The following is a 25,479-nucleotide window of genomic DNA, read 5'->3' as shown; positions in this document are numbered from 1 at the left end:
CTTATATTTAAGGGTATTTATTTAACGGAAAGGAGTCCGATGCGATGAAGACAATAACCAGAATGCCGCAAACTGCACTAGACCTATTAAACAGCCTCTATGGCTATGACAGCTTTCGCGGCCACCAGGCGGAGATTATTGACCAGCTCACCGCCGGTCATGATGCTCTGGTGCTGATGCCTACCGGCGGCGGTAAGTCGCTGTGTTACCAGATTCCATCCCTGTTACGTGATGGCGTCGGGATGATTATTTCCCCGTTAATTGCCTTGATGCAGGACCAAGTGGATGCGATGCAGCAGCTGGGGGTAAAAGCGGCGTTTTTAAATTCCACTCTGGCCATTAATGAGCAGAATTTTATTGAGCAGCAGCTATTGGCTGGTGAGCTGGATTTGCTCTATATCGCACCAGAGCGTCTGGTACAGGAGCGTACGCTGGAGTTACTGCAGCGTTGCCAGCTGGCGCTGTTTGCTATTGATGAGGCCCATTGTGTCTCCCAGTGGGGGCATGATTTTAGAGCAGATTACTTATCCTTAAGTTTGCTGCATGAGCGTTTCCCGAATATTCCCCGTATTGCCCTCACGGCTACCGCCGATGTGCGTACCCGCCAGGAAATTATTGAGCGCTTGGCTTTAACCGACGCCAAGTCCTATATCAGTGGTTTTGACCGGCCTAATATCCGCTATGGCATCGCTAATAAAACCTCTCCCCGTAAACAGTTGATGGCTTTTTTGCAGCAGCGTAAACAGGAGGCGGGTATTGTTTATTGCCTGTCGCGCAAGAAAGTGGAAGATACCGCGGCCTGGTTAACCCAGCAGGGTTTTACCGCTCTGCCATACCATGCGGGTTTATCGCCCCAATTGCGGGAAACCCATCAAAGCCGTTTTTTACGGGAGGATGGGGTGATTATTGTCGCCACCATTGCCTTCGGTATGGGGATCGATAAACCGGATGTTCGCTTTGTCGCACATTTGGACTTACCCAAAAGTATAGAAGCCTATTATCAAGAAACCGGTAGGGCAGGCCGAGATGGCTTACCTGCGGAAGCCTGGATGGTTTACGGTTTACAGGATGTGGTGCGCTTGCAACAGATGCAGCAGCAATCCAATGGCTCGGAGCAATTTAAACGCGCCGAGCGTCATAAGCTTGATGCCATGCTGGGACTGTGTGAAGTCACCAGCTGTCGTCGCCAGGTGCTACTCAATTATTTTGCTGATAAGGCGCCGGACCACTGCGGCAATTGCGATAATTGCCAGATCCCCCCTGAAACCTGGGATGCCAGTGAGGCGGCGCAAAAATTATTATCCTGTGTTTATCGTACCGGTCAGCGTTTTGGGGTGGTGCATGTGCTGGATGTGTTATTGGGCAAGGAAACAGACAAAGTATTACAGCATGGGCATCAGCAGCTGAGTACCTTTGGTATTGGCAGTGATATTCATGAGGCACAGTGGCGCTCCGTGGTGCGCCAATTAGTCGTGCGGGGTTTATTACGCGTTGACCTCGAAGGCTATAGTGCGTTGCAGTTGACGGATATCTGCCGGCCGGTATTAAAAGGCGAGCAGTCTTTGCATTTACGCAAAGAAGACTTTAAAGCGCCTTCGGCGAAAAAGGCCGGTAAAAAATCCACCAGGAAAGCGCTGGTTAAGCCTGAGCATCAACGGTTATTTGATGATTTAAGGGAGTGCCGAAAACGTCTGGCCGAAGAATATAATGTACCGCCTTATGTCATTTTTCATGATGCGACCTTAAAAGAAATGTTAGAGGTTCGGCCTATGTCGCGGATAGATTTATTGACCATTACCGGGGTGGGTGAAAGCAAATTAGATAAGTATGGCAATGATTTTATTGATGTGATTTGCCGTCATGCTGAGGCGGATTTGGTGTGAACCCTCTGCAGCGCTTAATCCAGAAAACTCAATCCGTAAATCTGGATCAGTCCTTTGATTACCAGATTAAACGCCAGCGCCGGAAAACCATAGCCCTGCATATATTACCTGATGCCTCTGTTGAGGTGCGTGCCCCTAAATGGGTGCCTAAATATGAAATTATGGATTTTGTTGAGCAGCGCTCTGATTGGGTGATTGAGCAGCGACGTGAGGCTCTGGCTAAACTTGCCCTTGAGCCTGGCTTTGATCATGGCCAGTATCACCCCTATTTAGGAGAGCGTTACCCTTTGCATATTGTTGCAGGACCCAGGGCCAAGGTGGTTTTTAGCGACAGTGTGATTGTGGTGACGGTCAGGGATAAGAGCAATAGTACCCAAATAGAAAAAGCGTTAGACCGTTGGTACCGGCAGGAGGCGGAAGCGATTTATGAAGAGCGCTTATTTGCCTGCTTTGAAGTATTCCCTGATTGGTTTCAGGATAAGTATGTTATGCCGGAGGTGACGGTGCGAAAAATGCGCCGTCGCTGGGGGAGTTGCTCCAGCAAGGGCGATGTGACGCTTAATGTATCGCTGATTAAAATGCCGCTTGCCTGTATTGATTATGTGATTACTCATGAATTATCCCATTTGGAAGAGTTTCACCATGGCAAAACGTTTTACCGCCTATTGGCTCAGGTAATGCCGGATTGGCGGGAGCGGGAATTACTGATTGAAGACCTGTCTTAGGCAGGGCGCGGTGTTTGTGGCGCTTATAGTGTTACCATACTCTGGTAGCATAACTTGCCGTGATTCTAATGGCCCCTTTACCTTATGTAAGTCATGTATTTCATAAAGTGATGGGAAGCTTTACATCATGGGTTTGACCGCTTGTTTTTTGAAGTGTGACAATAAGGGTATAAAAATAAACAGTCATAGTTCACGGATGGCATGATTATTCTCAATAGATAGCCAACCAGAAGTCGTGAGCTTTCGAATAAGCTTTAAGGATGTAGTAATGAGAATTGTAGCGCTAGATATTATTAGATTTTTTGCGGCTATTTCAGTCGTGCTTTACCACCTTGTTTCAAGGCCCGAATCAACGGCTTATCCACTGTTAAGTGAGATAACAAAGTTTGGGTATTTAGGTGTGCCATTATTTTTTATGATTAGTGGTTATGTGATAGCACTATCAGCAAATAATAGAACGGCTATCCAGTTTGGTATCTCAAGATTTGTCCGCCTTTATCCTGCGCTTTGGGCTGGAATAATGTTTACTGTGGTTGTTTCGACCTTATTAACTGAACACTCTTATAGCTTGCCTCAGATACTGGCAAACTTAACGCTATTACAGGACTATCTGGGATTCTCTGATGTTGATGGAGTGTACTGGACCTTGCAGGCAGAATTGAAGTTTTATGCCTGTGTGTTTTTATTATTACTGTTTGGTGTGTTTGACAGGTTTTCCATTTGGCTGAGTATTTGGCTTGCTTTAACGGTGATGCATACAGTTTATGCCCAGCCATTTTTTATGGGGTGGTTTATCTCCCCGGCTTATTCTTCCTTTTTTATGGCGGGTATCGCATTTTTTCTAATACAAACGAAGGGTAAAAATACCTATAACTATTTTATCCTTATCTCATCGCTATTGATTTCCAGTTATCATGGTTTCTATCAGGCTGAAGGGTTTATGAAAGACCCTGGAATAGAGCAGCAGTCGATATCAGTTGCGCTCATAGGCTGTTTTTATCTATTGATGTATCTTCTTTGTACTGGAAAAATCAATATAAAACCACGCAAGGTTTTGGTAACGATAGGTGCGTTAACTTACCCATTGTATTTGATCCATAATGTGGCAGGCAAAGCTATAATTGATTACTACTCCAATACTATTCCCGAACAACTCATGATTGTAGTTGTGGTTTTTTTCATGATTTTTGTGTCATGGCTAATTCATTTAGGGGTTGAAAAACCCATGGCAACCCCGATGAAAAATTATTTGCTGTCTATAGTCGATAGGTCTAAATTCTTGAAGAGCCTATCCTCCAGGGAAGGGTAAACGACTTTTTGCGCCCCGGAGCCACATTGTCTATGCGGTAGGCGTCAGCGCCTGCTGCTGGCAAATAGCTCCCTAAGGGGGGCTGTTTATCCTGCCGCCAAGTTCCCTCAAAGACTCTGTGACTGCCGTCTGGCTGGGGGGCTGGTGATTAACAATTCTTAACCCCGCATCTACAGTAATTCCTTCAAATGCGGTAACACGTTTTGTAGTATCAATGGCTGGGCTGGTGCGGTAGGGTGAATACCGTCTTTTTGCATCAATCCGGGGCTTAAAGCGATGCCCTCAAGCAAAAAAGGTAGCAATGCAGTGTCATATTTTTGAGCTATTTTGCCAAAACTATCGTAGAACTGTTGAGTGTAGCGCGGTCCGTAGTTGGGGGGGATTTGCATCCCGGCCACTAATACCCGGGCATTGGCCTGTTTTGACAGGCTAACCATTTGATCGAGGTTGCCCCGTAACGTCTTGATAGGGTAGCCCCTAAGGCCGTCATTGCCGCCTAATTCGATAATTACGATATTGGGCTTATGGTTGGCTAATAACTTGGGCAGGCGCGATAGGCCGCCACCGGTGGTTTCGCCGCTGATACTGGCATTGATCACTTTATAGTCGGTATCGGGGTGGTCATTGATTAAATGCTGGTCCAGCAGGTTAACCCAGCCATCTTCACGGGCTATACCAAAGGCAGCACTGATACTGTCGCCCAGTACCATAATGGAGACCGGTTTAGCGGCCTCAGCCGCCCAGCATGACAGGGTGAATGCACAGAGTGTGATAGCAAGCAGGCAGTGTTTAGTAACCTGTCTGGTAAAGTGTTTAAAATATAGCAACATAGCAAACCAATCTAATTATTAAGATGACTGTAATGATAAACGCAAAAAATATAGAAAAAACCGTCGCAACCTCCGAAGGTTCCCTGTGCATATTGAAAGGGATTGATCTGGAAATCAAGCAGGGGGAAACTTTGGCGATTGTCGGTTCTTCCGGTTCCGGTAAATCAACCCTGCTAGGGCTGCTGGCCGGGCTGGATATTCCCAGCAGCGGTTCGATCACCTTGGATGGTCGCGATATCACCGCGTTGACCGAAGATGAACGCGCCACAGTACGTGCTGATTTAGTCGGCTTTGTCTTTCAGTCTTTCCAGTTACTACCCAGCTTAACTGCGTTGGAAAATGTGATGCTGCCCGCCGAGTTAAATGGTGTGGCTGGCGCCCGCGGCCTGGCGGAAAAATATTTGCAGCGTGTAGGCCTGGATCACCGTTTTAATCACTATCCCAAACAGCTCTCCGGTGGAGAGCAGCAGCGCGTTGCCCTGGCCAGAGCCTTTGCGTCACAACCACAGATTCTATTTGCCGATGAACCAACGGGTAATCTGGATACCGCCACCGGGGCACAGGTGATCGATTTATTGTTTGAGCTTAACCGGGAAGAGGGTGCCACCTTAGTCTTGGTCACCCATGAACAACGCCTTGCTGATCGCTGTCAGCGCAGTATTCAGTTAGAGGGTGGTGAAATTGTTGCTGACAAACGTAATAAGCCCAGTGTAGTCGCTTCAGTTTCGGGCCAAAATTAATGTTTGCCTTGCGTTTATTATGGCGCGATTGGCGTGGCGGTGAACTCGGCGTTTTAGCCTCTTCCATTGTAATTGCTGTTGCCATAGTTACCGGTATCTCTCTATTTGCCGATCGCTTGCAGCAAGGTATTGTTGCCCAGAGCAGCAGTTTTCTTGCCGCCGATCGGGTTTTACAAAGTCCTCGCCCGGTCGATCAGCTTTGGTTGCAACAGGCGGAAAAAGTCGGTTTGCAGCAGGCGGAAGTATTAAGTTTCCAGTCGATGGTCTACGCTGGTGAAGCAGTGGATGCCCCTATGCAGTTAGCCTCCGTTAAGGCGGTAAGTGATAGCTACCCTCTGCGGGGCCAATTGGACGTTAGCGATGAAGCCTTTGGCGTCAGTGTTAAAACCACTGCTTCACCTCCCCGTGGAGAAGTCTGGTTAGACCCCCGCTTATTGCCCTTAATGGACCTTAAAATTGGCGAGAGCCTTTTTGTCGGAGAAGCCAAGCTGCTGATTAGTAAGGTGGTGGTCAATGAACCTGACCGTGGCGGCAACGGTTTTGGCTTTGGTGCCAGAGTACTAATGAATATTGCCGATATTCCCGCCACCGATATCGTTCAGCCCGGCAGTCGTGTTGAATACCGCTATCTATTTTCCGGTGATGCCAGTTTACTGTCCAGCTATGGCGAGTGGCTGAAAGTGCAAATGCAGCCCTCCCATAAATGGCTAAACCTAAAAGATACCCAGCCCAGAATTTCCCAGTCCCTGCAACGGGCAGAGCAGTTTTTATTATTGGCCGGCGCGATGGGGGTTGGCCTTGCCGGTATTGCAATAGCGCTTGCCGCCAGACGCTATAGCGAGCGTCACTATGATTATGTGGCGATGATGAAATCCCTGGGGGCAACATCTGCCAGAGTCATGAGAATCTATATTGGCAATTTACTGCTGCTCGCCCTCATTGCCCTGTTAGTTGGCTGTGGTCTTGGCTGGTTTATTCAGGAAATGTTTATTCGAATATTGCAAGATTACTTTGATGTTACCTCGATGCCAGAGGTGACCTTACGCCCCTTTATTATCGGCTCAGTAACAGCTCTGGTGTGTTTGCTGGCTTTTGCTTTGCCTCCCTTATTAAGCTTGCAGGGCGCCTCTCCACTGCGGGTATTGCGTCGGGATTTGCCCAATAGCGGTCTCAGTAATGTGGTGACATATGGTATTGGTGTGGTTGGTATTGGCCTGTTAATGTTCTGGTATAGCGCTAATTTAACGCTTACCTTAGCGGTATTAGCCGGTGTGGGTTTGACCTTTGTTATTGTCGGTGCTGTTGCCTGGTATTTATTACGTGGTACCGCCAAGGTGGGAATGCAAGCGGGTAGTAGCTGGCGTTTGGCGCTGGCCTCAATGCGCCGTCGCGGTTTTCAAAATGCCATACAGTCAGTGATTTTTTCCCTAGCTATTATGCTACTGCTGCTATTGGCCTTGATACGCAGTTCCCTGATTGAAGAGTGGCAGGTGCAATTGCCGGAAGGTACCCCGAATCACTTTTTGGTTAATGTGGCAGAAAACGAAGTCACCTCATTGCGTACTCTGCTGGCGACCAATCAATTGGAAAGTGAGCCTATTTACCCCATGGTCCGTGGCCGCCTGACTCAGGTCAATGACGAGGCGGTGGCCAAGCGTGCCAGCAAGACCGACCCTTCAGCACAAAATAGTCTGGACCGTGAGCTTAACTTAAGCTGGTCAGATAATTTACCCAGCGACAATATTATTGTCGACGGTGAATGGTGGAGTGAAGGTTCTACCGCGCCAGAGGTATCGATGGAGAAAAGTCTGGCCCAGCGTTTACAGATTAATGTTGGGGATAAAATGGAGTTTCTGATTGGCAGCGAGCGTTTAGTGGTTACCGTGACCAGTATCAGAGAGTTGGACTGGGATACCATGAAGCCTAACTTTTATATGCTGTTTCCATCCGGTTTGTTAAATCAGTATCCCGCTACCTATATGACCAGCTTTTATTTACCGTCGGAGCAGAAGCGGTTTTTAAATCAGTTTTTGCGAGATTTCCCTACCATTACCGTGATAGAAATGGATTCGGTGATTAAGCAAATTCGGACCATTATTACCCAGGTGAGTAGTGCGGTGGAGTTGGTGCTGGGTTTGATTATTGTCAGTGGTCTATTGGTATTGATCGCCAGTGTACAGGCCAGCCTTGATAGTCGCTATCAGGAAAGTGCAGTGTTAAGAACGCTGGGTGCCAAACGCGAGCTGGTGTTGGGTAGCTTGGTGATTGAATTCTCATCGCTAGGTTTGCTGGCTGGTTTCCTGGCTGCATTTTCCGCAGAGCTTTCGGTCTATGGTTTGCAAGAATATCTGTTGCGTATGGAATATGTATTTCATCCCTGGGTCTGGTTGGCAGGTCCCGTTGTGGGCGCAATACTTATAGGTACTGCGGGCTATGTTACCTGCCGTAAGGTAGTTAATACGCCTCCTATAGAGGTATTGAGAGAATTATAAGCTCCTTATGCAGGGTGGATTGAAATCCACCTTTTGGTTATAGGTTGGTAGATTTTAATTCACCCTACAGGCTGACTTCCTGTATTAGTGGTTGAGGGCTATTGGCAATTTCAGTACCATCGCTGCTTCACTCTATTGGAAGGTAGCTAATGTCTCGCCATAATCAGGTTTTCTTTGTTGTTGTTCTTTTAGCATGTGCCGTTGGTTTTTATTTAGTAATGGGCATCAGTAAAACTACACTGCCAGATGTAGCTCCTAAAACAGCTTTAATTGGTGAACCAGAGCTTCCGGACTTCACTCAATATACCCAGGTTAAAGAAAAGAAATCTGCCTTTTTTGCTTTTATGCTGCCATTGGTTGAGCAGGAAAATCAGCGTATCGCCGCTTTGCGTGTAGCGTTGATGGGCCTGAAAGCTGAGGCCAATCAATTAACCGGCAGTGAAGAAGATTGGCTGCAAGAGCTCGCCGGATTTTATCGTATAAAAGATGCCGCCGCTGCGAATGAAAAGCTCATTAGTGATTTATTATTAAAAGTCGATACCATTCCACCGTCATTGGCCCTGTCCCAGTCAGCCAATGAGTCTGCCTGGGGTACCTCTCGTTTTGCGGTTAAAGGTAATAACTTATTTGGCCAGTGGTGTTTTAAAAAAGGCTGCGGTATTGTGCCCAGTGGGCGTGACAATGGTGCCAATCACGAGGTGGCAAAATTTTCCAGCCCTCGGCAATCTGTGCAAAGTTATATCCATAATTTAAATACCAATGCCGCCTATATCCCGCTACGGGCGCTACGCGCCACAAACCGCAAAGAGGCAAAGCCGGTCACCGGGCAGCTATTGGCTCAGGGGCTGCTAAAGTACTCCAGCCGCGGTGAAGCCTATGTGGACGAGTTACAGCAGATGATCCGGATCAATAAACTGGGGCAATATGACACCCTTTAGGGCTATTTATGCTCTTAAATGTTATAGCCTTGCCGACCCAAGTCACTTACACTGCTAGGCCTATAATAAATACAATCCGGTGATTTACGTTGTTTTATCTCGCTGCCTCTTTACTGCTGGCAGGCAATTATATTGCCTTCTTTGCTGACGCTGAGCCTATGGTGGCAGCGTTCTTTAAAGTGCTTCCCATTGTTATCCTGATTCTCTGGGCCTGCCGCCAAGCGGCTAACCGTCCCCTGTTAATTGCCGCTTTATGTCTAGGCGGCTGTGGTGATGTTATTTTGGCGCTGGGTTATTTTATTCCAGGCCTTGTCGCCTTCCTGATAGGTCATTGCTTATATATAACACTATGGCTTAGCTCGCCGACTAAGATGCGCTGGGCTATAGCGCTGCCTATGCTAGTATTGCTGGCAATATCCGTCTGGCTAATCGTACCGGGAAGCGGTGATTTACAGATACCTGTGGCAGCCTATTTGTTGGTTATTTTTGTGATGGCTATATTGGCCTGTCGCAGCACTTTGGTAAATAACTGGGGTTTGCTAGGCGTATACAGTTTTTTGGTGTCAGATTTTATTTTGGCCTGGCATCAATTTATAGCGCCGCTTGGCTATAGTGTGTTGGCGATTATGGTGACGTATTATTTAGCGCAGAGTTTGATAACGCTGTCGGTTATTCAAACAACAACAACTACTACTACAACTAAAACAACAACTAAAACAACAATAAAACAGTCATACTTATAGCCGTTTATTGATGGCATAAGTATTTCGGGGAAACAACTATGATGAATAAAACCCTTTTATCCACGACTATCGCTGCGGTTATAGCCACACAGACTGCTGTTGCGGATTACCAGATTGAAGAGGTGGTGGTGTCTGCCCAGAAACGTGAGCAGGGCTTGCAGGATGTGCCTATTGCTATCACTGCTTTCCAGGGAGACTTTATCAAAAGTGCCAATGCCGAGCTGCTGGATGATCTGGTTAAATACACGCCATCGCTAACCGTACAAAACACCACACAGGGTGAACCCAACATTTATATTCGTGGTATCGGTTCTAACGATTTTGGTGTGGGTGGTGATACCAGTGTGGGTGTTTTTATCGATGATGTTTATGTGGGCCGTATTCACGGTGCCTTATCGGATTTGGCCGATGCAGAGCGGGTAGAAATTCTTAAAGGTCCGCAGGGTACATTATTTGGTCGTAATACTATCGGTGGTGCTGTCAGTATTACCTCAAAACGGCCCGGTGATGAATTGGCAGGCAAGGTCAAAGTAGAGGGTGGCAGCTATAACAAGCGCCGACTGGATGCCAGTGTTGAAGTACCAGTAACAGACGAGTTTGCTATGCGAGTCTCCGGTTTGATCAATAAGCGCGATGGTTGGAAGGATAATGACTTTGACGATAGCGAAGTTGAAAATGAAGATAACTCCAGTGTTAAGCTATTAGCAGTTTATCGTCCACAGGATAATTTTGAAGCCATGTTTAAATTATCCTATGACGATGTGGATGTGATTTCCCGTGGTCCGCAGTCGACAAATCCGCTGTATGCCAACGGTGATGCCTATGACAATATCAATAGTGATCTGGGTAAAAAGGGTTTGGAAGCCAGAGAGCTTTATGATGCCTCGGTACATTTAAGTTGGGACTTGGGTGACTATACCTTTAAATCGGTCACCGCCTACCGTGACACCGATTATGACTCCAGAAAAGATGCCACCGGTACCGGCAGCCGTGATGCACGTTTGCGTACCAATATTTTTATGCAGGCAGAGCAGTACAGTCAGGAGTTTCGTTTAAATTTTGATAATGGCGGTGACTGGATTTGGTTTGCTGGGGCCAGTATTTTTTATGAGGATGTCTCTCAGGGCTCTTTATTGGAATCTACCAATGAAACGGTTAAATATGTGATTCAAGACCGCGAGCCGCTAATAGCGCCCTTTATTCTCCCGGATTTTCCCGATGGTGAAGACTATTTTGAAACTCTGGAGAATAACGGTGAATACTATAGCTATGCGGTTTATGGTGATGCGACATGGGATTTTGCCCCGCAGTGGGAGTTAACGCTGGGCTTACGTTATTCTCTGGATGAAAAAGATCACTATTTGGCCAGTAACGGCCCTGAGCCCGATAAGAAAGTCTTTTTTGGCACTCAGGATTTCCCCGGCATTGTTTATCAGACCGCGGAGCCTGCCGAAAACGATGAAAGCTGGGATGCATGGACACCTCGTGCCGTCGTGCGCTGGAATCAGACTGATGAGAATATGTTTTATGCCTCGGCTTCAAGGGGCTATAAGTCAGGGGCTTTAACAGCTTTCTGCCTAATAATGATTTTGATCCCGAGTATGTGGTGAGCTATGAGCTGGGTAATAAAAGCAGTTGGTTAGAAAATCGCCTGCAATTCAATGCGGCCTATTTTTATTACGACTATGAAGATTTGCAGGTCAATAATATTGAAGGGGCGCTGGTGGTTATTCGCAATGCCGGTGAAGCCACCGGGCAGGGTATTGAGTTTGATATGACCTGGTTAATGACCGAAAGCTTGCAGTTATTGGTCAGTGGTAACTACCTGAATGCTGAGTTCGATGAGTTCTCTCCGGCGATTGATAATATCCCCACCGATCTTTCCGGCGAAACCATGCCTCTCGCTCCTGAATTTCAGTTAAGTACCAGCTTGCTCTATAACCAGGTGCTAAGCAGTGGCGGTGAAATTGATTACCGGGTTTCTTATTCATGGACCGATGAATACTATTTTGAAGTGGGCAATACTGAGGAAGAAGCGCAGGATTCATTTGGTCTGGTGGATGCGCGTATCGCCTGGACCAGTGCCGATACACAATGGCAGGTAGCGGTGTTTGGTCAGAACCTGACTGACGAAGAGTATTTAAACTATGCCGGTGGTTTGGCTAAGTATGATCTTGATGCGCCGATCACGGTGTCTGCTATTGATCGTACGTTTGGTGCCAGCCTTGAGTACAGTTTTTAAAGGTTAGTCCCTATGGATTATGTAGCTTATGCCATTCCATTTTTTTTATTGGCTATTGCTATTGAGTTGTCATGGGATCGGCTAAAAGGGACTCAGTACTATCGCGCCAATGATACGGTGAATAGTCTGAGTCTTGGTATTTTAAGCACCACTAGCAAATTGGTGTTAATTAATATTGCCGCTATGGTCTATCTCTGGGTGCAGCAGCATTTTTCGCTCTCCCAGTGGCAAAGTGTTAGTGCCTGGCATTGGGTCTTTGCTTTTGTTTTTTATGACCTTTGTTACTATCTGTTTCACCGTATCAGCCATGAAAGAAAAATTTTCTGGGCAGCTCATGTCGCCCATCACCAAAGTGAAGAGTACAATTTAAGTACCGCTCTACGCCAAACCAGTATGAGTTTTTTACTGAGTTGGGTATTTTATATTCCCTGTTTTTTAATCGGCATGCCCGCTGAGCTGTTTGTTTCGGTGGCCAGTATTAATCTGATTTATCAGTTCTGGGTGCATACCCGTTTTATTCCTGAGTTGGGCCCTGTTGAGTGGGTGTTGGTCACGCCGTCCAATCATCGGGTTCATCATGCTAGAAATGCCCATTATATTGACAGAAATTATGGCGGTGTCTTTATTGTCTGGGACCGTTTATTTGGCACCTATCAGCGTGAAGACCCCGAACAAGCCGTAGACTATGGTATTACTCGTGGCCTCAATAGTTGGAATCCACTCTGGGCCAATGTGCATGTCTATTGGTCGATGCTGCAAGATAGCTGGACAACGGCATTATGGGCGGATAAATGGCGGGTATGGTTTGGCCGCACAGCCTATAGTCCACCGGATATTGATAAAGGGCCGCTGCATTTGGGCCAGCACTATAACCCTGAAGTAACGAGTGGTTTACGTAATTATATTCTTGCTCAGTTTGCGTTGGCCGTGGTTCTGGCGGTGGTATTGATTTACGGCTCAGCTGAACTGCCTTTTGCCGCGGTGCTGGGCTTGTTTGTTATGTTGCTGATATCGCTAATCAGTTTAGGTTGGATATTTGAAGGGGGTTATCGCTGGTTTGAATATCTCCGTTTATTGCTGATTCCAGTATTAGCCTATTTTATCTATCCGGCTTTGTGGTTCGCTGTAACCATTGCCTGCTTACTATCCATAGTGGTTTTTTACTGGCTAAGCCGGGCAAAATCGATAGCCAGCTAATCCAAAATCCATTGATTATTCTTATCCAGACGTATCCAGGCATGTGAATACCAATAAAAACGCTGCTGCCCCTGGTGGCTGATACTGCTAGTACAGTTATAGCGCGAGCGACCTGCGGGAATAGCTTTATTTGCACCGACTACCAGTGTTAATGCCTCCTGTAGCTGCGTATTAATTTTGCCTTGGTAACTGGCAAAACATTGCAGATTGCCAAGGGACTGTTGGAATAATACATCCTCGGCTAATTTTAATTTAAGGGTGGGTTGCTGTTGATGATGGCTTAATGGATTGATCGGAGCTATCAGCCCTTTGACGGGGAAGGGCAGTGTCATCGCCTTGAGGGCAAAATCATCCAGTGAGCTATAGTTGCCCGAAAATGGGTAGCGAGGCAGTGCGGTAAAATCACTGTGGCTGCCAATCGCGCCCGACTGTTGGCCAAAAGCAATATAGCCCATCTGCTTAAGCAGCTTTGCCAGTGCTGGATTATATTCACCATAGGGGTAGGCAAACAATTTAGGGCTGTGGCCTATCTCTGTTTGAATACGCTGCTGGGCTCTATTGATATCTTTTTCTACCCGTTGTAGCCATTGCTGTTTGCTTTCCTGTGGCTTGATGGGGTGCAGTAAATGCCGGTGAGTGGCACTATGGTTGGCAATGGTGGCACCATTCCGGGCCATCGTCCGCAGCTGCTCCCAGCTGGTTTGTCGATTAAAGTTACCGTCCACAGCGTCCGTACTGACAAAAATGGTGAAGGGCCACTGGCGTTTTTTTAGCAGAGGGTAGGCTGTGTCATAAACGGATTGGTAGCTATCATCAAAGGTGATAGCTACCACCTTGTCAGGCATTGTCTGGTCGGCTTGCAAATGCTTAACGATTTTTTCCAGGGGCCAAACGTGAAAATCATTATCCGCCAAATAGCTTAGCTGCTGCTGAAAATTCTCCGGGCTGATACTGGTAATGGCGGGCGTATTATCAGCAACATGGTGATAAAGCATAACAACAGCATGATTGGGTAGTACATCTTCAGCATAGCTAGCCTGGCTGAGTAGCCCGCAGCTTAGCCAGACAACTAACGATAATAATAAGTGTTTATGCAATGCGGGTTTCCCTGCGACGCTGTTGCCGCTGTACTGAAGCGAGGTATTGCTGTAATTTTACGCGATGTTGGGGGTTGGCAATGGTGAGTTTACCGCCGCCTAAAATGTGGGGTAGCGGTGTGCGAATACTGTATAGGTTGCGCAGTACAATATCGCAGTCAATATCAAAGCCGGTAGGCAGGCGAATGATACAGTCGGTGAATTCCTGACCGTCTTTTATGAGGTCTTTGATCTCTTCGGCAAAGCTAAGCTTAATACCCTCAGCGGAAATATTAATAATACGTACATCCAGCATGGGCTCGTTATCACTATAGAGTTCGATTTCCAAATCTTGCTCACTTTCAACATAAACACGGTAGGCGCTGCGACTTTGATTACGGCCTACTTCAGCAGGTAATTCCAAGCGCCAGCGTGCTTCATCTCCTTCAGTTTCCCGGGCCAGAATACGGCTGTAAAAATTAACCGGCTTGCTGGTATTTTGGCTATAGATTTCAACGGTATCGCCGGGTTCGATGTGGTCGAGTTTATCGGGAGGGTAGAGTTCATCTATCAGCAGTTCGTTATGTTCAATATCCACTTGCAGGATCAGGCTTTGGTAAACCTCACCATTTTTAGTGACCTTGGCGGTAATCCAGTCGTGATCAATACGCAGTCGTTCCAACTGAAGATAGTGATCTTCAGTGCCGGTGTTTTCCTGCTCACTATTAGGCAGAATTTTTTTAATGATTGATTGTATAAAAGTCATGTTGATTTGGACGGCGTAGTGTTAAATTATTCCTCTTAATACTATTTAATCGGCAGGTAGGACGCAATCTGTAATCCTACTTATACCGGTGTTTTGTTGGCTTGCATTTAGGGGCTTATATTCAGGGCTGTATCAGAGGTTGTTATAGTGAGCCGTAATCAGAATCTTTACCATATTCTCAGTCAGCGTTTTCCTGCTGATGGTGAACAGCCGTTTATTATTGATCAGCTGTCCTATGCGGAGCTGGAAGCCAGTTCTGCCCGAATGGCTAATTATCTGCTTAGCCTCGATTTAAATAGCGGAGATAGAGTGGCGGTGCAGGTCAATAAGTCAGCACAGGTACTGGTGGTTTATCTGGCCTGCTTACGGGCTGGCCTGATCTACTTACCTCTTAATACGGCTTATACCCAGGCAGAGCTGGCGTATTTTTTTCAGGATGCAGGCCCTGGGCTGATTGTTGCCGACCAAGCAAGCGTCAAAACTCTTGCGCAACAGCAGGGGGCAAGGTTTGAGACGATGGCTGGCTTACTGGCACACAGTGCTACAGCCCCCGCTCAATTTGCTACCGTCCACTCCAGTGCTGATGACCTGGCTGCTATTCTTTATACCTCCGGTACCACCGGCAGGCCTAAAGGCGCGATGTTAAGTCACAGCAATCTGGCGGCCAATGCATTGATGCTGCACGATTATTGGGGCTGGGATCAGCAAGATGTGTTATTGCATGCGCTGCCGATTTTTCATGTGCACGGTTTATTTGTTGCCTGTCATTGTGTGTTAGCTGCTGGTGCTTCGATGATTTTTTTGCCGTCTTTTAAGGTGGAACAGGTGATTGAGCAATTGCCCCGGGCCACGGTGATGATGGGCGTGCCCACTTTCTATACCCGGCTGCTGGCGAGTGAGGATTTTTCTGCCCAGCCTTGCCACGCGATGCGCTTATTTATTTCCGGTTCTGCACCATTGCTGGCAAGTACCCATCAGCTGTTTGAGCAGCGTACGGGGCATAAGATTTTAGAGCGCTATGGTATGTCTGAAACCAGTATGTTGATTTCTAACCCTCTGCACGGTGAGCGCAGGGCGGGGACGGTAGGCTTTGCCTTGCCCGGTGTTGATGCCCGTATTGTCGATACTAACAATAAGGCTGTGTCGGAAGGTGTTATTGGTTCTATTCAGGTTAAAGGGCCCAATGTTTTTCAAGGCTATTGGCAGATGCTGGAAAAAACCGCGGAGGAATTTACCGACGATGGTTTTTTTATTACCGGTGATCAAGGGCTTATTAGCGAAGATGGCTATATCTCCATTGTAGGCCGGGCTAAAGATATGGTGATTAGTGGCGGCTATAATGTTTACCCCAAGGAAGTGGAGTTGGTTATCGATGCTATTGAGGGCGTAAAAGAATCAGCGGTGTTTGGTGTGGCCGATGCTGATTTTGGTGAGGCGGTATCCGTGGCGGTGGTGCTTGATCATACGGTGGCCTTAAGCCCGGAGCAGATTGCGGCCGAGGCCAGAGAAACATTGGCAGCTTATAAAGTCCCAAAGCTTGTTCATTTTTTAGATGAGTTGCCACGTAATACGATGGGTAAGGTGCAGAAGAATGTATTGCGGCAGCAGTTTGCCAGCTAAGCTTTGTGGCCTGCTTTATTTTTTCCGGTAATGCTCAACGGTATAACGCTCTGCCTTAAGGGTGTCACTCCAATAATCACCCTCCAACCCGGCCTTCAATTTTAGCTCATAGACAAAACGGCTATTATCGCTAATCTGCCCCCACACAGTAGGTAAAAAAGTGGCACAGTGTTCACCTTCGGTAAGAATTAAGCCATCAATGCCGGGCCGCAATTGCTCTAGTAAATCCTGCTCGGAACGACAGTCTATGGTTTCTGGCTCACTGAGAATGGAAAACTCAATATCTAATAAGGGAAACTCATCCTGGTTGACGGGTAAAAAACGTGGGTCATCAAAAGCAGCGCTGTGGGCGTTATAGGCGAGATTATCGATCAGTGGTTCAGTGGCGTAGACAGAGCCAATGCAGCCTCGCAATAGACCATCCAGCTTTAGGGTAACAAAGCTGGCTCGGTGGGCGAATAAAGACGGTGCATATTGCTGGTGGTCCAGTTCAATCCGTGTAGTCAGGTTTAGACCGTGCAGAATGGATTCTTGCACAATGGAAAACAGTTGTTGGCGTTCAATAGCGGAGAGCATGACAAAATCTTTTTGGTATGTATTGGTTATTGGGTTTTATCAGTAAAAGCCCAACTACCATAGCCTACCACGCGTTCCTGGTCACCAGAAGTATCACCAGAGTTACATAATCCCAGAGTATGGACTTGCATATTGCGATGTTTGGCGGCTTGCAATAAGGCTTTAAGGCCAATGGAGCCGCAGGCTTGTTTTAGATCGATATGGTCAAGGTCAAAGTGTTCGATGGCTTCGCAGGTGCTGCGATCAATATATTGGGCGGTGCTGTAATCGTGAAAGTGGCTTAAGTCGCTGCTAATCACAATCAGTGTTTCTGGCCCGCCCCATAATAAGTCCAGTAGCGCCTGGACTTCAGCACTGGTGCTATCGCCCACAATCACTGGAACCAGGCTAAAGTCTTCCAGTACGGCTTGTAAAAAGGGCAGTTGGACTTCCAGGCTATGCTCCTGCCAGTGGGCGGAGTCCATAATTTGAACCTCAGGCAGGTTCAGGCAGGCGCTATTGGCCTCCTGATCAATGGGGATATCACCTAGTGGCGTTCTAAAATATTGCACATCGCTGATGGCCAGCCCGCGCAACTTAACCCGGTGGGCGGGGCCAACCATCACCACCCGTTTAATGGTGCTGGCTTTTGGGCCCAGTGCGGAGAAAGCTTTGGCGGCGGTAGAGCCAGAATAGATGTAGCCTGCGTGGGGGACGATAATGGCTTTAGCCTGGATAGGGCTGTGCTGCTGCGCTTGGCTGGCATCACTTAATAGCTGTTTAACGTCCTTTAATAGCTGCTGGGCAGAACCGGGGTAAAACAGACCCGCTACGGCAGGTTGCCTGACACTGTGCATACTGTGAGTTACCCCTATCCATTGCGGTTGTTTAAATATTGACCGCAATGGCTGGGCTTTGCAACTATTTATTGCCGGGGTAGTTCTTCATGGTAATAAAGGGGTGGAAGGCCAGCTCTATGCCTTCTTCAATATTATCTTCACTTTTTAGCATCTTTTTGCGGCGTACAAAGGCCGGGTTAGAGCGTTTCAGGTCAACCGCATAGAGGGTATCAATACCGCCGCGGCTGGCAAAGACTCGGGTCAGGCTGATATCGTATACCGTGACCATCAACGAGGCGGCTTTGATCCGCTGGGACCAGTCAAAGTCAACAGGTACGCCGGTGCCAGAGCCTTGCAGGGCGGGTTTACGGGTGACGCCATACCAGCGGGCATAGTGCTTCATACTGTTGCTATGCTGCACTTCATGTTCAAATAAGTCAGCAAAGATAATCGCGTCGGTATCGGTTTGATCCCGGAGAATTTCACCGGTGGTAATCATGGCGCCGCGCCAGGCTTTGATATCTATCTTGCCGGTACTGGGGTCGTAGACATTGCCATAGGTTCGGCTGGCTTGTTTCCAGGCATTTTCAAAATGGTAGTTGGGCAACACCTCATAGCCATTGCTTTCAAGGTACTGTTTGACCATGGCTTTAACTTTGCGCTCGCGCTTTTGCAGGTAGGAGGGGGCAGGGGCCCCCATACTGACCGGTGCCAGCACAACCTTTTTGATCGGTTTGGCGGCAATTTTTTCTGCCTCGTAACCATAGTCGAAAACGGTAGGGTTATAACCGCCGGAGCTGCTGCAAGAAACAACAGAAGAGAGAATGAGAGCGACGGCAACAAGCAGTATAATGCGCACAGATTTGGTCCTATAAGTGGTAATGTGGCGCTAATTCTACCAATCACTGTGCCGGATTTGAAGCCGGTCGTTCTATGGATAACCGTATGAGAGCACTCTATGTCCAACCCTGTTTTACATTATAGCGTTAGCGGTGAAGGTGAGCCGCTGATATTGCTCCATGGCTTATTTGGTATGGGTGATAATTTAACCAGTATTGCCAAAGCTCTGGCTGGATTATTTACCGTCTATCAACTGGACTTACGCAATCACGGCCGTTCCTTTTGGGCGGACTCTATGCGCTTTCCAGAGATGGCTGCGGATGTCTTGGCATTTATGGATGCCAAGGCTATTGACCATGCCCATCTGCTAGGGCACTCGCTGGGTGGCAAAGTCGCGATGCAGTTAGCCCTGTCAGCTCCCGAACGCGTGGGGCGCTTGGTGGTAGCGGATATGGCACCGGTCTATTATGGTGGCAATCACGATGAGGTGTTTGCGGCTATTAATGCGCTGGATCTTGCCAGTCTGGCCTCCCGTCGCGATGCAGACGAGCTATTAACGTCTTATATAGAAGAGGATGGGGTTCGCTTATTTCTATTAAAAAGCCTTTATAAAAACGAGGCAGGGCAGTTTCAATGGCGTTTAAATACCCGAGTATTGGAAAGCCGTTATGATGATTTGCGTCAGGCGCTGGAGGCTGAACAGCCTTTTACTGGCCCCACTTTATTTATTAAGGGTGAACTATCGCCCTATATTAAAACCGATTATCGCGATGCTATCGAAAGCCTGTTTAGTCAGGCACAACTGAAGATTATTCAAAATACAGGCCATTGGTTGCACGCCGAGAAACCCGTGGCCTTTAATAATGTGGTGAAGCAGTTTTTAACCGCCAGCTAAAGTGAGCACAGGTTAGTCTATGTCAGTCAGTCAAACAGTCAGTCAACAACAGGTCTTTAGTGATATTGTCAGCCAGCGTCGTTCGGTACGGGGTTTTTTACCGGAACCCGTGCCACAGGCATTGCTCAATACTGTGTTTGAATTGGCGCAAAAGGCCCCGTCCAACTGCAATACCCAGCCTTGGCAGGTCTATATATTAAGCGGTGAAAAACGTCATCAACTCGCTTCCCGTCTAACCGAATCCATGGACCGTGGCACCATCAATATGGATTTTGAGTACGAGGGTAAATATCAGGGCGTCTACCGGGAACGTCAGTTTGATTCTGCGATGCAGCTATATGGTGCCATGGGTATTGAGCGGGATGATAAGGCGGGACGTCATCAGGCCTTTTTGGATAATTTTAATTTTTTTGGTGCGCCCCATGTGGCTTTTTTGTTTTTACCTGAGCCCTTTGGTCTTAGAGAGGCGGCGGATATAGGGCTCTATGCACAGAATTTAATGCTGGCTTTAACCGCTCACGGTTTAGCGAGCTGTCCGCAAACAGCACTGAGCTTTGATGCGAATACTGTGCGGGAGGTCGCCGGTATTGAGGCGAATAATAAATTATTATTCGGTATTTCTTTCGGTTATGAAGATAAGGATTACCCGGCCAACCAATGCCGGGTGGGGCGCGCCGGGTTAGATGAGTCGGTACACTTTTTGGAATAACAGCCAAAAAAAACCGCAATCAATGCGGTTTTTTTTCGAATAGCCGGTGGGTGTTTTACATCGCTTCAAGAGCAACAGATAAAGCCTCGCCACCACCAATACATAGAGAAGCCACACCTTTCTGCTTACCGTACTGCTGCATAGCATGCATCAGGGTCACAATAATGCGTGAGCCAGTTGAGCCAATGGGGTGCCCCTGAGCACAGGCGCCACCATGAACATTAACCTTGGCGTGATCAAGTTCCAGACCCTGAATGGCCAACATTGTCACCATGGCAAAGGCTTCGTTAATTTCCCATAGGTCGACATCGTCTTTAGCCCAGCCCGCTTTGGCCAACACCTTTTCAATCGAACCGATCGGTGCCGTAGTAAATAACTCTGGCTCATGGGAGTTACTAGAGTGAGCAACAATCCGCGCCATGGGCTTTAAACCGCGAGCCTTGGCTTCAGATTCTTTCATCAGTACCAGTGCCGATGCGCCGTCAGAAATAGAGCTGGAGTTGGCAGGAGTAATCGTGCCGTCTTTAGCAAAGGCAGGGCGCAGGCTGGGGATTTTATCCAGGCGAGCTTTACCGGGCTGCTCATCATCTTCGATCACGGTTTCGCTTTTGCGGGTTTTAATCGTGACAGGGACAATTTCAGCTTTTAATGAACCGTCGGCAATGGCTTTTTGGGCGCGGGTGGTGGACTCAATGGCAAAGGCATCCATCGCTTCACGGGTAATATTGTGATCGTCTGCGGTGCCCTGGGCAAAGGTGCCCATCGCTCTGCCGGTATAGGCATCAGATAAGCCGTCGAGAAACATATGATCGTAAATGGTTTTATCGCCAGTGCCGATACCGTTGCGGGAAGCGGGTAGTACGTGAGGAGCATTGGTCATGCTCTCCATGCCGCCTGCCAGTGCAATAGTGGCGGTGCCCGCTTTAATCATATCGTGGGCATAAATAGCTGCCTGCATACCGGAACCACAGAGCTTATTCACGGTAACAGCGCCGGTGGTTTTAGGGATGCCAGCATGAATCATGGCTTGTCTGGCGGGGCCTTGCTTAACGCCTGCCTGTAATACGCAACCCATCACCACTTGCTCAATATCTTCTGCGGCCACGCCGGAACGCTCTACAGCAGCGCCAATGGCCGTGGTGGCTAAATCAACAGCGGAGGCAGCACTCATGCAACCGTTTAATCCGCCCATAGGTGTACGGGCACCGCTAACAATGACTACAGAATCTTCTGACATAGTAATTTCCTGAAAATAAATGACGTTGGGGGGCCTAAACCTTGGCAATCCCCCATAAAATAGGCCGCATATTTAGCCATATAGGCCCTCTGGATTCAAGTTTTAGGCCCATGTCAGGCGTTATAGTCATGATAAAACTGTTAGCTGTTAACCGCTCTTTTGACTAGAATATAATCACTAAATAAAACAATAATGGATTTATGAACGATTCTTCAGTGACCAACAGTCCATCTTCTGCATCGCCTTTGCCGTTAGCTGCCGATATAGTGGCCTGTCACGACTGTGACCTGTTGCTGCGGGATAAAAAAATCCAGGCCAATCGCAAAGCCACCTGTCCTCGCTGTGATGCTGTTTTACATATTACCCGCCCCAATAGTATGAGCCGTACCCTGGCTTTAAGCCTGACTGGCCTAATCCTGTTTATTCCCGCCAACACACTGCCAGTGTTTACTCTGGAAATTATGGGTTTGAGTACCACCAATACCATGGTTAACGGCATTGTACTGATGGCCAAGGGGGGTATTGGTGGATGAGTTTCCTGGTGTGCTTTTGCAGTATTTTGGCGCCGCTGTTGAAACTGATCTTGCTGGCCTATACCAGTGCCGGCTATTTATTGGACTGGTCGGATAAAAGTTTGAGTTTCTGTTTAAAGCTCTACCAGCATCTGGATGAGTGGGGCATGTTTGATGTTTATATGCTGGGGATATTGGTGTCCTATATCAAAATGAAAGATATGGGCGCTTTGGTGCCGGGCTTTGGTTTGCTGTCATTTTCAATTTTATTGGTGGTGGCCACGGCTTGCTCGACGGTATTTGACCCGCATATAGTCTGGAACAAAATCGGCTCACAGACTGCGGATGATAGTGATGAGGAGGCTGCCCTTGTCAAAAGCTAATACGGTATTCACCGCCAGAGACAGCGGCTATATGGTTTGCCATAGCTGCCATAAGTTACACCGTGATAATGGCCGTGATCATCAACAGTGTGCTCGTTGCGGTGATGCTGTGCATTACCGTAATCAAAATAGTCTTGCTCGCACCTGGGCGCTCTGCCTGAGCTCAACGGTCTTTCTGGTTTTTGCCAATGTGTTTCCGATAATGACGGTGATGTATTTAGGCAAAGGCAGCCCCGATACGATTATCTCTGGGGTCATCGCTCTGGTGCATTACAATATGATACCGATTGCGATTGTCGTATTTATTGCCAGTGTCGCGGTGCCTTTACTAAAACTGTTGGGTCTGTACTGGTTATTATTAAAAGTGCATTTTAATTGGCAGATGGACCAGCGCCAGTGCGCGATTATGTTTCGTATGGTGCAATTTATTGGCCGCTGGTCCATGCTGGATTTATTTGTGATTGCCATTCTGGTAACGCTGGTTGATCTCGGTGGCATAGCTACCATTACCGGCGGCCCTGCTGCCACGTATTTTTCCACCGTGGTAGTGCTAACCATGCTGGCGGCCCATACCTTTGATCAGCGGTTAATCTGGGACTTACAAAAACAACCATCCGCTGACCGTTAACGCCTAACAGGACAATGTTATGAATGCCGACAACCTGGCGACAGTAGAAGAACAACCCAAGGCGAGTATCTCGGCCATTTGGATACTGCCGATTATTGCCGCCGTGATAGGTGGCTGGTTAATTTATAAAGCCATTATTGAGGCACCGATAAACGTTACCGTTTACTTTGAATCCGGTGATGGTATTGAGGTGGGTAAAACCCAGGTGCGCTATGAAGGTATGGTGGTTGGCAAGGTTGTTTCTGTCAAAGTGCGCCCGGAGTTGGTCGGTATTGCCGCGGTGATTGAAATGGACCAGCGCACAGAGCCGGCACTATTATCGAATACGGAATTTTGGGTGGTAAGGCCGGAGGTTTCGCTGTCTGGCATTACTGGTTTAAGCACGGTGTTATCTGGTAATTATATTACGCTGCGTATTGGTGATGGCACGCCGACACGGACCTTTAATGCACTGCCTAAAACCCCGCCAAAATCGATGAGTGAGCCCGGCTTGCACCTTACGCTTAAATCCCGCGATTTAGGTTCTGTGGTCGAAGGTTCTCCCATCCTCTATAAAAAAATGACCATCGGTGATGTTGAAAGTTACACACTGGATGAAGATGGCATGGGGGTTAGTATGAGCGCCTTTATTGAGCCTGAATATGCCCATCTGGTCCGTAAAAGCAGCCGTTTTTATAATGCCAGCGGGGTCAATGTGCAGGGCGGATTAACCGGGTTTAATATTCGTACCGAATCTCTGGCGGCCATTATTAAAGGAGGCATTGTTTTAACTTCACTGGATAAAACCAGTACGGAACAACGTGCCATCAATGGTGATCGATTTCCGCTGTATGACGACTATATGGCAGCTGAGGCTGGCGTGATTGTTAATGTGCTATTTCCCATTTCAGATACCATCAAAAAAGATATTACCAAGGTGGTCTATCGGGGTATTGTGATTGGTCAGGTGGAAGCGGTCGACGTCACGGACGATTTGCAGCAAATGAATGTTGAAATTCATATGACTCCCCGAATCTCAGAATACCTGAATAAACATGCTCGCTTTTGGCAAGATAATCGCGAGTTAAATCTAAAGAATTTTAGTGCGGTTAAGCAATTACTGGCCGGTGTGTCTATCAATCTCGAAGTGGATGGTAACGGACCGGATGATACCCGTAATTTTACAGCTCTGCGCAGTAAGCCGATTCTGAAAAGAAACGCTCCAGGGTTACATATTCAAGCCCGGGTGGATAGTTTGAAATCTATTGTGCGAGGCTCAGAAATTCTCTACCGCAATGTGCCGGTGGGGGCGGTGATTGATTATCGTTTTAACGAGGGCGGTCAATCCCTGTTGATCGATTTACATATCGAGCCGCAATACCAACATTTGGTCAATAGCAGTACGCGGTTTTGGGATGCCAGTGGTGTTGAAATCTCTGGTGGCTTGGAAGGACTTAAAATACGCACGGCATCACTCAATAGTATTTTGGCGGGAGGGCTGGCCTTTTATACCCCTAAGCCAGAAGCGGCTGCGATTGCTGATGACCAGATTTTCAGAGTTTATGATGATTACGCCAGTGCCCATGTGGTCGGTATTCCGATCACATTAAATTTTGATCACGGCGAGGGTTTAAAGCGTGACACCTTAATTAAATATGAAGGTATCGAGGTAGGTAGAGTTCGCTCTGTGCAATTAAATAAAGCCTTAGACGGGGTTGTTGTGAAAGCGGTGCTGGATGAAAGAGCGGTGCAGGTAGCGACGGCCAGTACTGAGTTTTGGACCGTAAAGCCGGAAATTGGTTTGGCCAAAACAGCCAACCTCGGCACCTTGCTAACGGGTGAATATATTACTTTCCGCTTGGGCGCCAAGTCGGAGCCCCAATATACCTTCAATGCCAGCTTATCACCGCCGTTGGCGAAAAAGGAAAATACCGGCCTGAATATTATTATTAAGTCACCCACGTTGGGGTCAGCCAAAGAGGGGATGGCGGTGTCCTACCGTGGTGTTCGTGTGGGAGCGGTGACCGGCTTTCGTTTAGCGGATACGGCGGATCATGTGCGTATTTATGTCAATATAGAGAAAAAATTTGCTCCCTTAATTCGGTCCAATACTATGTTCTGGAATGCCAGTGGTTTGGATATAGGCTTTAAGTTATTTGGTGGTGCCAGAATTAAAACGGAGTCCCTGGAGTCTGTATTAGCGGGCGGTATTTCCTTTGCGACACCCAATAACGCTGATATGGGTGCGGCTGCTCAGGAGAGGGATGAATTTTTACTCTATGCCGATAGAGATGATAAATGGTTGCAGTGGGCACCCGAGATAGAGTTGCAGGAGTAAGCA

22 protein-coding genes and 1 pseudogene are annotated in these 25,479 nt (G+C 47.6%); 16 read left to right on the top strand and 7 right to left on the bottom strand.

Features of this window, described 5'->3' with window-relative positions; translation table 11 throughout:
• Positions 1-62: 62 nt before the first annotated feature.
• The 3 genes from recQ (at position 63) to BST96_RS19055 (ending at position 3,917) form a co-directional block, all read left to right on the top strand.
• Positions 63-1,883: a DNA helicase RecQ gene (recQ, locus tag BST96_RS19065; RefSeq protein ID WP_085760216.1), complete on the top strand. Its 1,821-nt coding sequence runs from the start codon at positions 63-65 to the stop codon at positions 1,881-1,883.
• Positions 1,880-2,608 carry a M48 family metallopeptidase gene (locus BST96_RS19060; RefSeq protein ID WP_085760215.1) on the top strand — a complete coding sequence of 243 codons (729 nt, stop codon included), beginning with the start codon at positions 1,880-1,882 and terminating at the stop codon, positions 2,606-2,608. Before recQ ends, BST96_RS19060 begins: the two co-directional genes overlap by 4 nt.
• A gap of 268 nt (positions 2,609-2,876) precedes the next feature.
• On the top strand, positions 2,877-3,917 hold the full coding sequence (locus tag BST96_RS19055; protein ID WP_085760214.1) for an acyltransferase family protein: 1,041 nt from the start codon (positions 2,877-2,879) through the stop codon (positions 3,915-3,917).
• A gap of 170 nt (positions 3,918-4,087) precedes the next feature.
• On the opposite strand, the gene BST96_RS19050 is transcribed toward BST96_RS19055, so the two are convergent.
• On the bottom strand, positions 4,088-4,747 hold the full coding sequence (locus BST96_RS19050; protein WP_085760213.1) for an arylesterase: 660 nt from the start codon (positions 4,745-4,747) through the stop codon (positions 4,088-4,090).
• Between the two features lie 32 nt (positions 4,748-4,779).
• Between BST96_RS19050 and BST96_RS19045 the strand changes: the two genes are divergently transcribed.
• From BST96_RS19045 to BST96_RS19015, 7 genes are all read left to right on the top strand, one after another.
• Positions 4,780-5,487: an ABC transporter ATP-binding protein gene (locus BST96_RS19045; protein WP_085760212.1), complete on the top strand. Its 708-nt coding sequence runs from the start codon at positions 4,780-4,782 to the stop codon at positions 5,485-5,487.
• Entirely contained in the window at positions 5,487-7,979 is a 2,493-nt protein-coding gene (locus BST96_RS19040) for an ABC transporter permease (RefSeq protein WP_085760211.1), read from the top strand. Before BST96_RS19045 ends, BST96_RS19040 begins: the two co-directional genes overlap by 1 nt.
• Before the next feature lie 149 nt (positions 7,980-8,128).
• A complete protein-coding gene (locus BST96_RS19035) occupies positions 8,129-8,917 on the top strand; it encodes a glucosaminidase domain-containing protein (protein WP_085760210.1) in 789 nt (262 codons plus the stop codon).
• An 89-nt stretch (positions 8,918-9,006) separates the two neighbouring features.
• Positions 9,007-9,660: a lysoplasmalogenase gene (locus BST96_RS19030; RefSeq protein ID WP_085760209.1), complete on the top strand. Its 654-nt coding sequence runs from the start codon at positions 9,007-9,009 to the stop codon at positions 9,658-9,660.
• A gap of 38 nt (positions 9,661-9,698) precedes the next feature.
• The gene (locus BST96_RS19025; RefSeq protein WP_085760208.1) at positions 9,699-11,270 is read left to right on the top strand and encodes a TonB-dependent receptor; all 1,572 of its coding nucleotides are present in this window, start codon (positions 9,699-9,701) and stop codon (positions 11,268-11,270) included.
• Positions 11,267-11,902, top strand: coding sequence for a TonB-dependent receptor domain-containing protein (locus BST96_RS21345; protein ID WP_169714043.1), 636 nt, complete (start codon positions 11,267-11,269; stop codon positions 11,900-11,902). The genes BST96_RS19025 and BST96_RS21345 overlap by 4 nt, the downstream gene beginning before the upstream one ends.
• Before the next feature lie 12 nt (positions 11,903-11,914).
• Positions 11,915-13,099, top strand: coding sequence for a sterol desaturase family protein (locus tag BST96_RS19015; protein ID WP_085760206.1), 1,185 nt, complete (start codon positions 11,915-11,917; stop codon positions 13,097-13,099).
• Here BST96_RS19015 and BST96_RS19010 read toward each other — a convergent pair.
• Together BST96_RS19010 and BST96_RS19005 are read right to left on the bottom strand one after the other, a co-directional pair.
• The gene (locus tag BST96_RS19010) at positions 13,096-14,196 is read right to left on the bottom strand and encodes a polysaccharide deacetylase family protein (RefSeq protein ID WP_085760205.1); all 1,101 of its coding nucleotides are present in this window, start codon (positions 14,194-14,196) and stop codon (positions 13,096-13,098) included. The genes BST96_RS19015 and BST96_RS19010 overlap by 4 nt on opposite strands.
• Positions 14,189-14,941, bottom strand: a complete 753-nt coding sequence (locus BST96_RS19005; protein ID WP_085760204.1) for a flagellar brake protein — start codon at positions 14,939-14,941, stop codon at positions 14,189-14,191. Before BST96_RS19005 ends, BST96_RS19010 begins: the two co-directional genes overlap by 8 nt.
• Positions 14,942-15,088: 147 nt before the next feature.
• Here BST96_RS19005 and BST96_RS19000 point away from each other — a divergent pair, with 147 nt between their 5' ends.
• Positions 15,089-16,561 carry a malonate--CoA ligase gene (locus tag BST96_RS19000; protein ID WP_085760203.1) on the top strand — a complete coding sequence of 491 codons (1,473 nt, stop codon included), beginning with the start codon at positions 15,089-15,091 and terminating at the stop codon, positions 16,559-16,561.
• A gap of 15 nt (positions 16,562-16,576) precedes the next feature.
• Here the strand turns inward: BST96_RS19000 and amrA are convergent, their stop codons facing one another.
• The 3 genes from amrA to BST96_RS18985 all read right to left on the bottom strand — a co-directional run bounded on the left by amrA (position 16,577) and on the right by BST96_RS18985 (position 18,814).
• Positions 16,577-17,137, bottom strand: coding sequence for an AmmeMemoRadiSam system protein A (amrA, locus tag BST96_RS18995; RefSeq protein WP_085760202.1), 561 nt, complete (start codon positions 17,135-17,137; stop codon positions 16,577-16,579).
• Between the two features lie 26 nt (positions 17,138-17,163).
• Positions 17,164-17,973 (bottom strand): AmmeMemoRadiSam system protein B, encoded by an 810-nt coding sequence (gene amrB, locus BST96_RS18990; RefSeq protein WP_085760201.1) that lies wholly within the window; start codon positions 17,971-17,973, stop codon positions 17,164-17,166.
• Between the two features lie 64 nt (positions 17,974-18,037).
• Positions 18,038-18,814: a hypothetical protein gene (locus tag BST96_RS18985; protein ID WP_085760200.1), complete on the bottom strand. Its 777-nt coding sequence runs from the start codon at positions 18,812-18,814 to the stop codon at positions 18,038-18,040.
• Between the two features lie 99 nt (positions 18,815-18,913).
• Between BST96_RS18985 and BST96_RS18980 the strand changes: the two genes are divergently transcribed.
• Positions 18,914-19,690 carry an alpha/beta fold hydrolase gene (locus tag BST96_RS18980; RefSeq protein ID WP_085760199.1) on the top strand — a complete coding sequence of 259 codons (777 nt, stop codon included), beginning with the start codon at positions 18,914-18,916 and terminating at the stop codon, positions 19,688-19,690.
• Between the two features lie 19 nt (positions 19,691-19,709).
• Entirely contained in the window at positions 19,710-20,399 is a 690-nt protein-coding gene (locus BST96_RS18975; protein ID WP_085760198.1) for a nitroreductase, read from the top strand.
• A 55-nt stretch (positions 20,400-20,454) separates the two neighbouring features.
• Here the strand turns inward: BST96_RS18975 and BST96_RS18970 are convergent, their stop codons facing one another.
• Entirely contained in the window at positions 20,455-21,636 is a 1,182-nt protein-coding gene (locus BST96_RS18970) for a thiolase family protein (protein WP_085760197.1), read from the bottom strand.
• A gap of 200 nt (positions 21,637-21,836) precedes the next feature.
• Between BST96_RS18970 and BST96_RS21510 the strand changes: the two are divergent.
• The 3 genes and pseudogenes from BST96_RS21510 (at position 21,837) to BST96_RS18950 (ending at position 25,476) form a co-directional block, all read left to right on the top strand.
• Positions 21,837-22,531: pseudogene (locus BST96_RS21510) on the top strand (paraquat-inducible protein A).
• Positions 22,518-23,159 carry a paraquat-inducible protein A gene (locus tag BST96_RS18955; RefSeq protein ID WP_240554847.1) on the top strand — a complete coding sequence of 214 codons (642 nt, stop codon included), beginning with the start codon at positions 22,518-22,520 and terminating at the stop codon, positions 23,157-23,159. Before BST96_RS21510 ends, BST96_RS18955 begins: the two are co-directional and overlap by 14 nt.
• 19 nt (positions 23,160-23,178) lie before the next feature.
• A complete protein-coding gene (locus BST96_RS18950) occupies positions 23,179-25,476 on the top strand; it encodes a PqiB family protein (RefSeq protein WP_085760193.1) in 2,298 nt (765 codons plus the stop codon).
• Positions 25,477-25,479: the final 3 nt, after the last annotated feature.

It is taken from the genome of Oceanicoccus sagamiensis (assembly GCF_002117105.1).
Taxonomy (GTDB): Bacteria; Pseudomonadota; Gammaproteobacteria; order Pseudomonadales; family Dasaniaceae; genus Oceanicoccus; species Oceanicoccus sagamiensis.
This window is presented reverse-complemented; position numbering and strand designations above follow the sequence as displayed.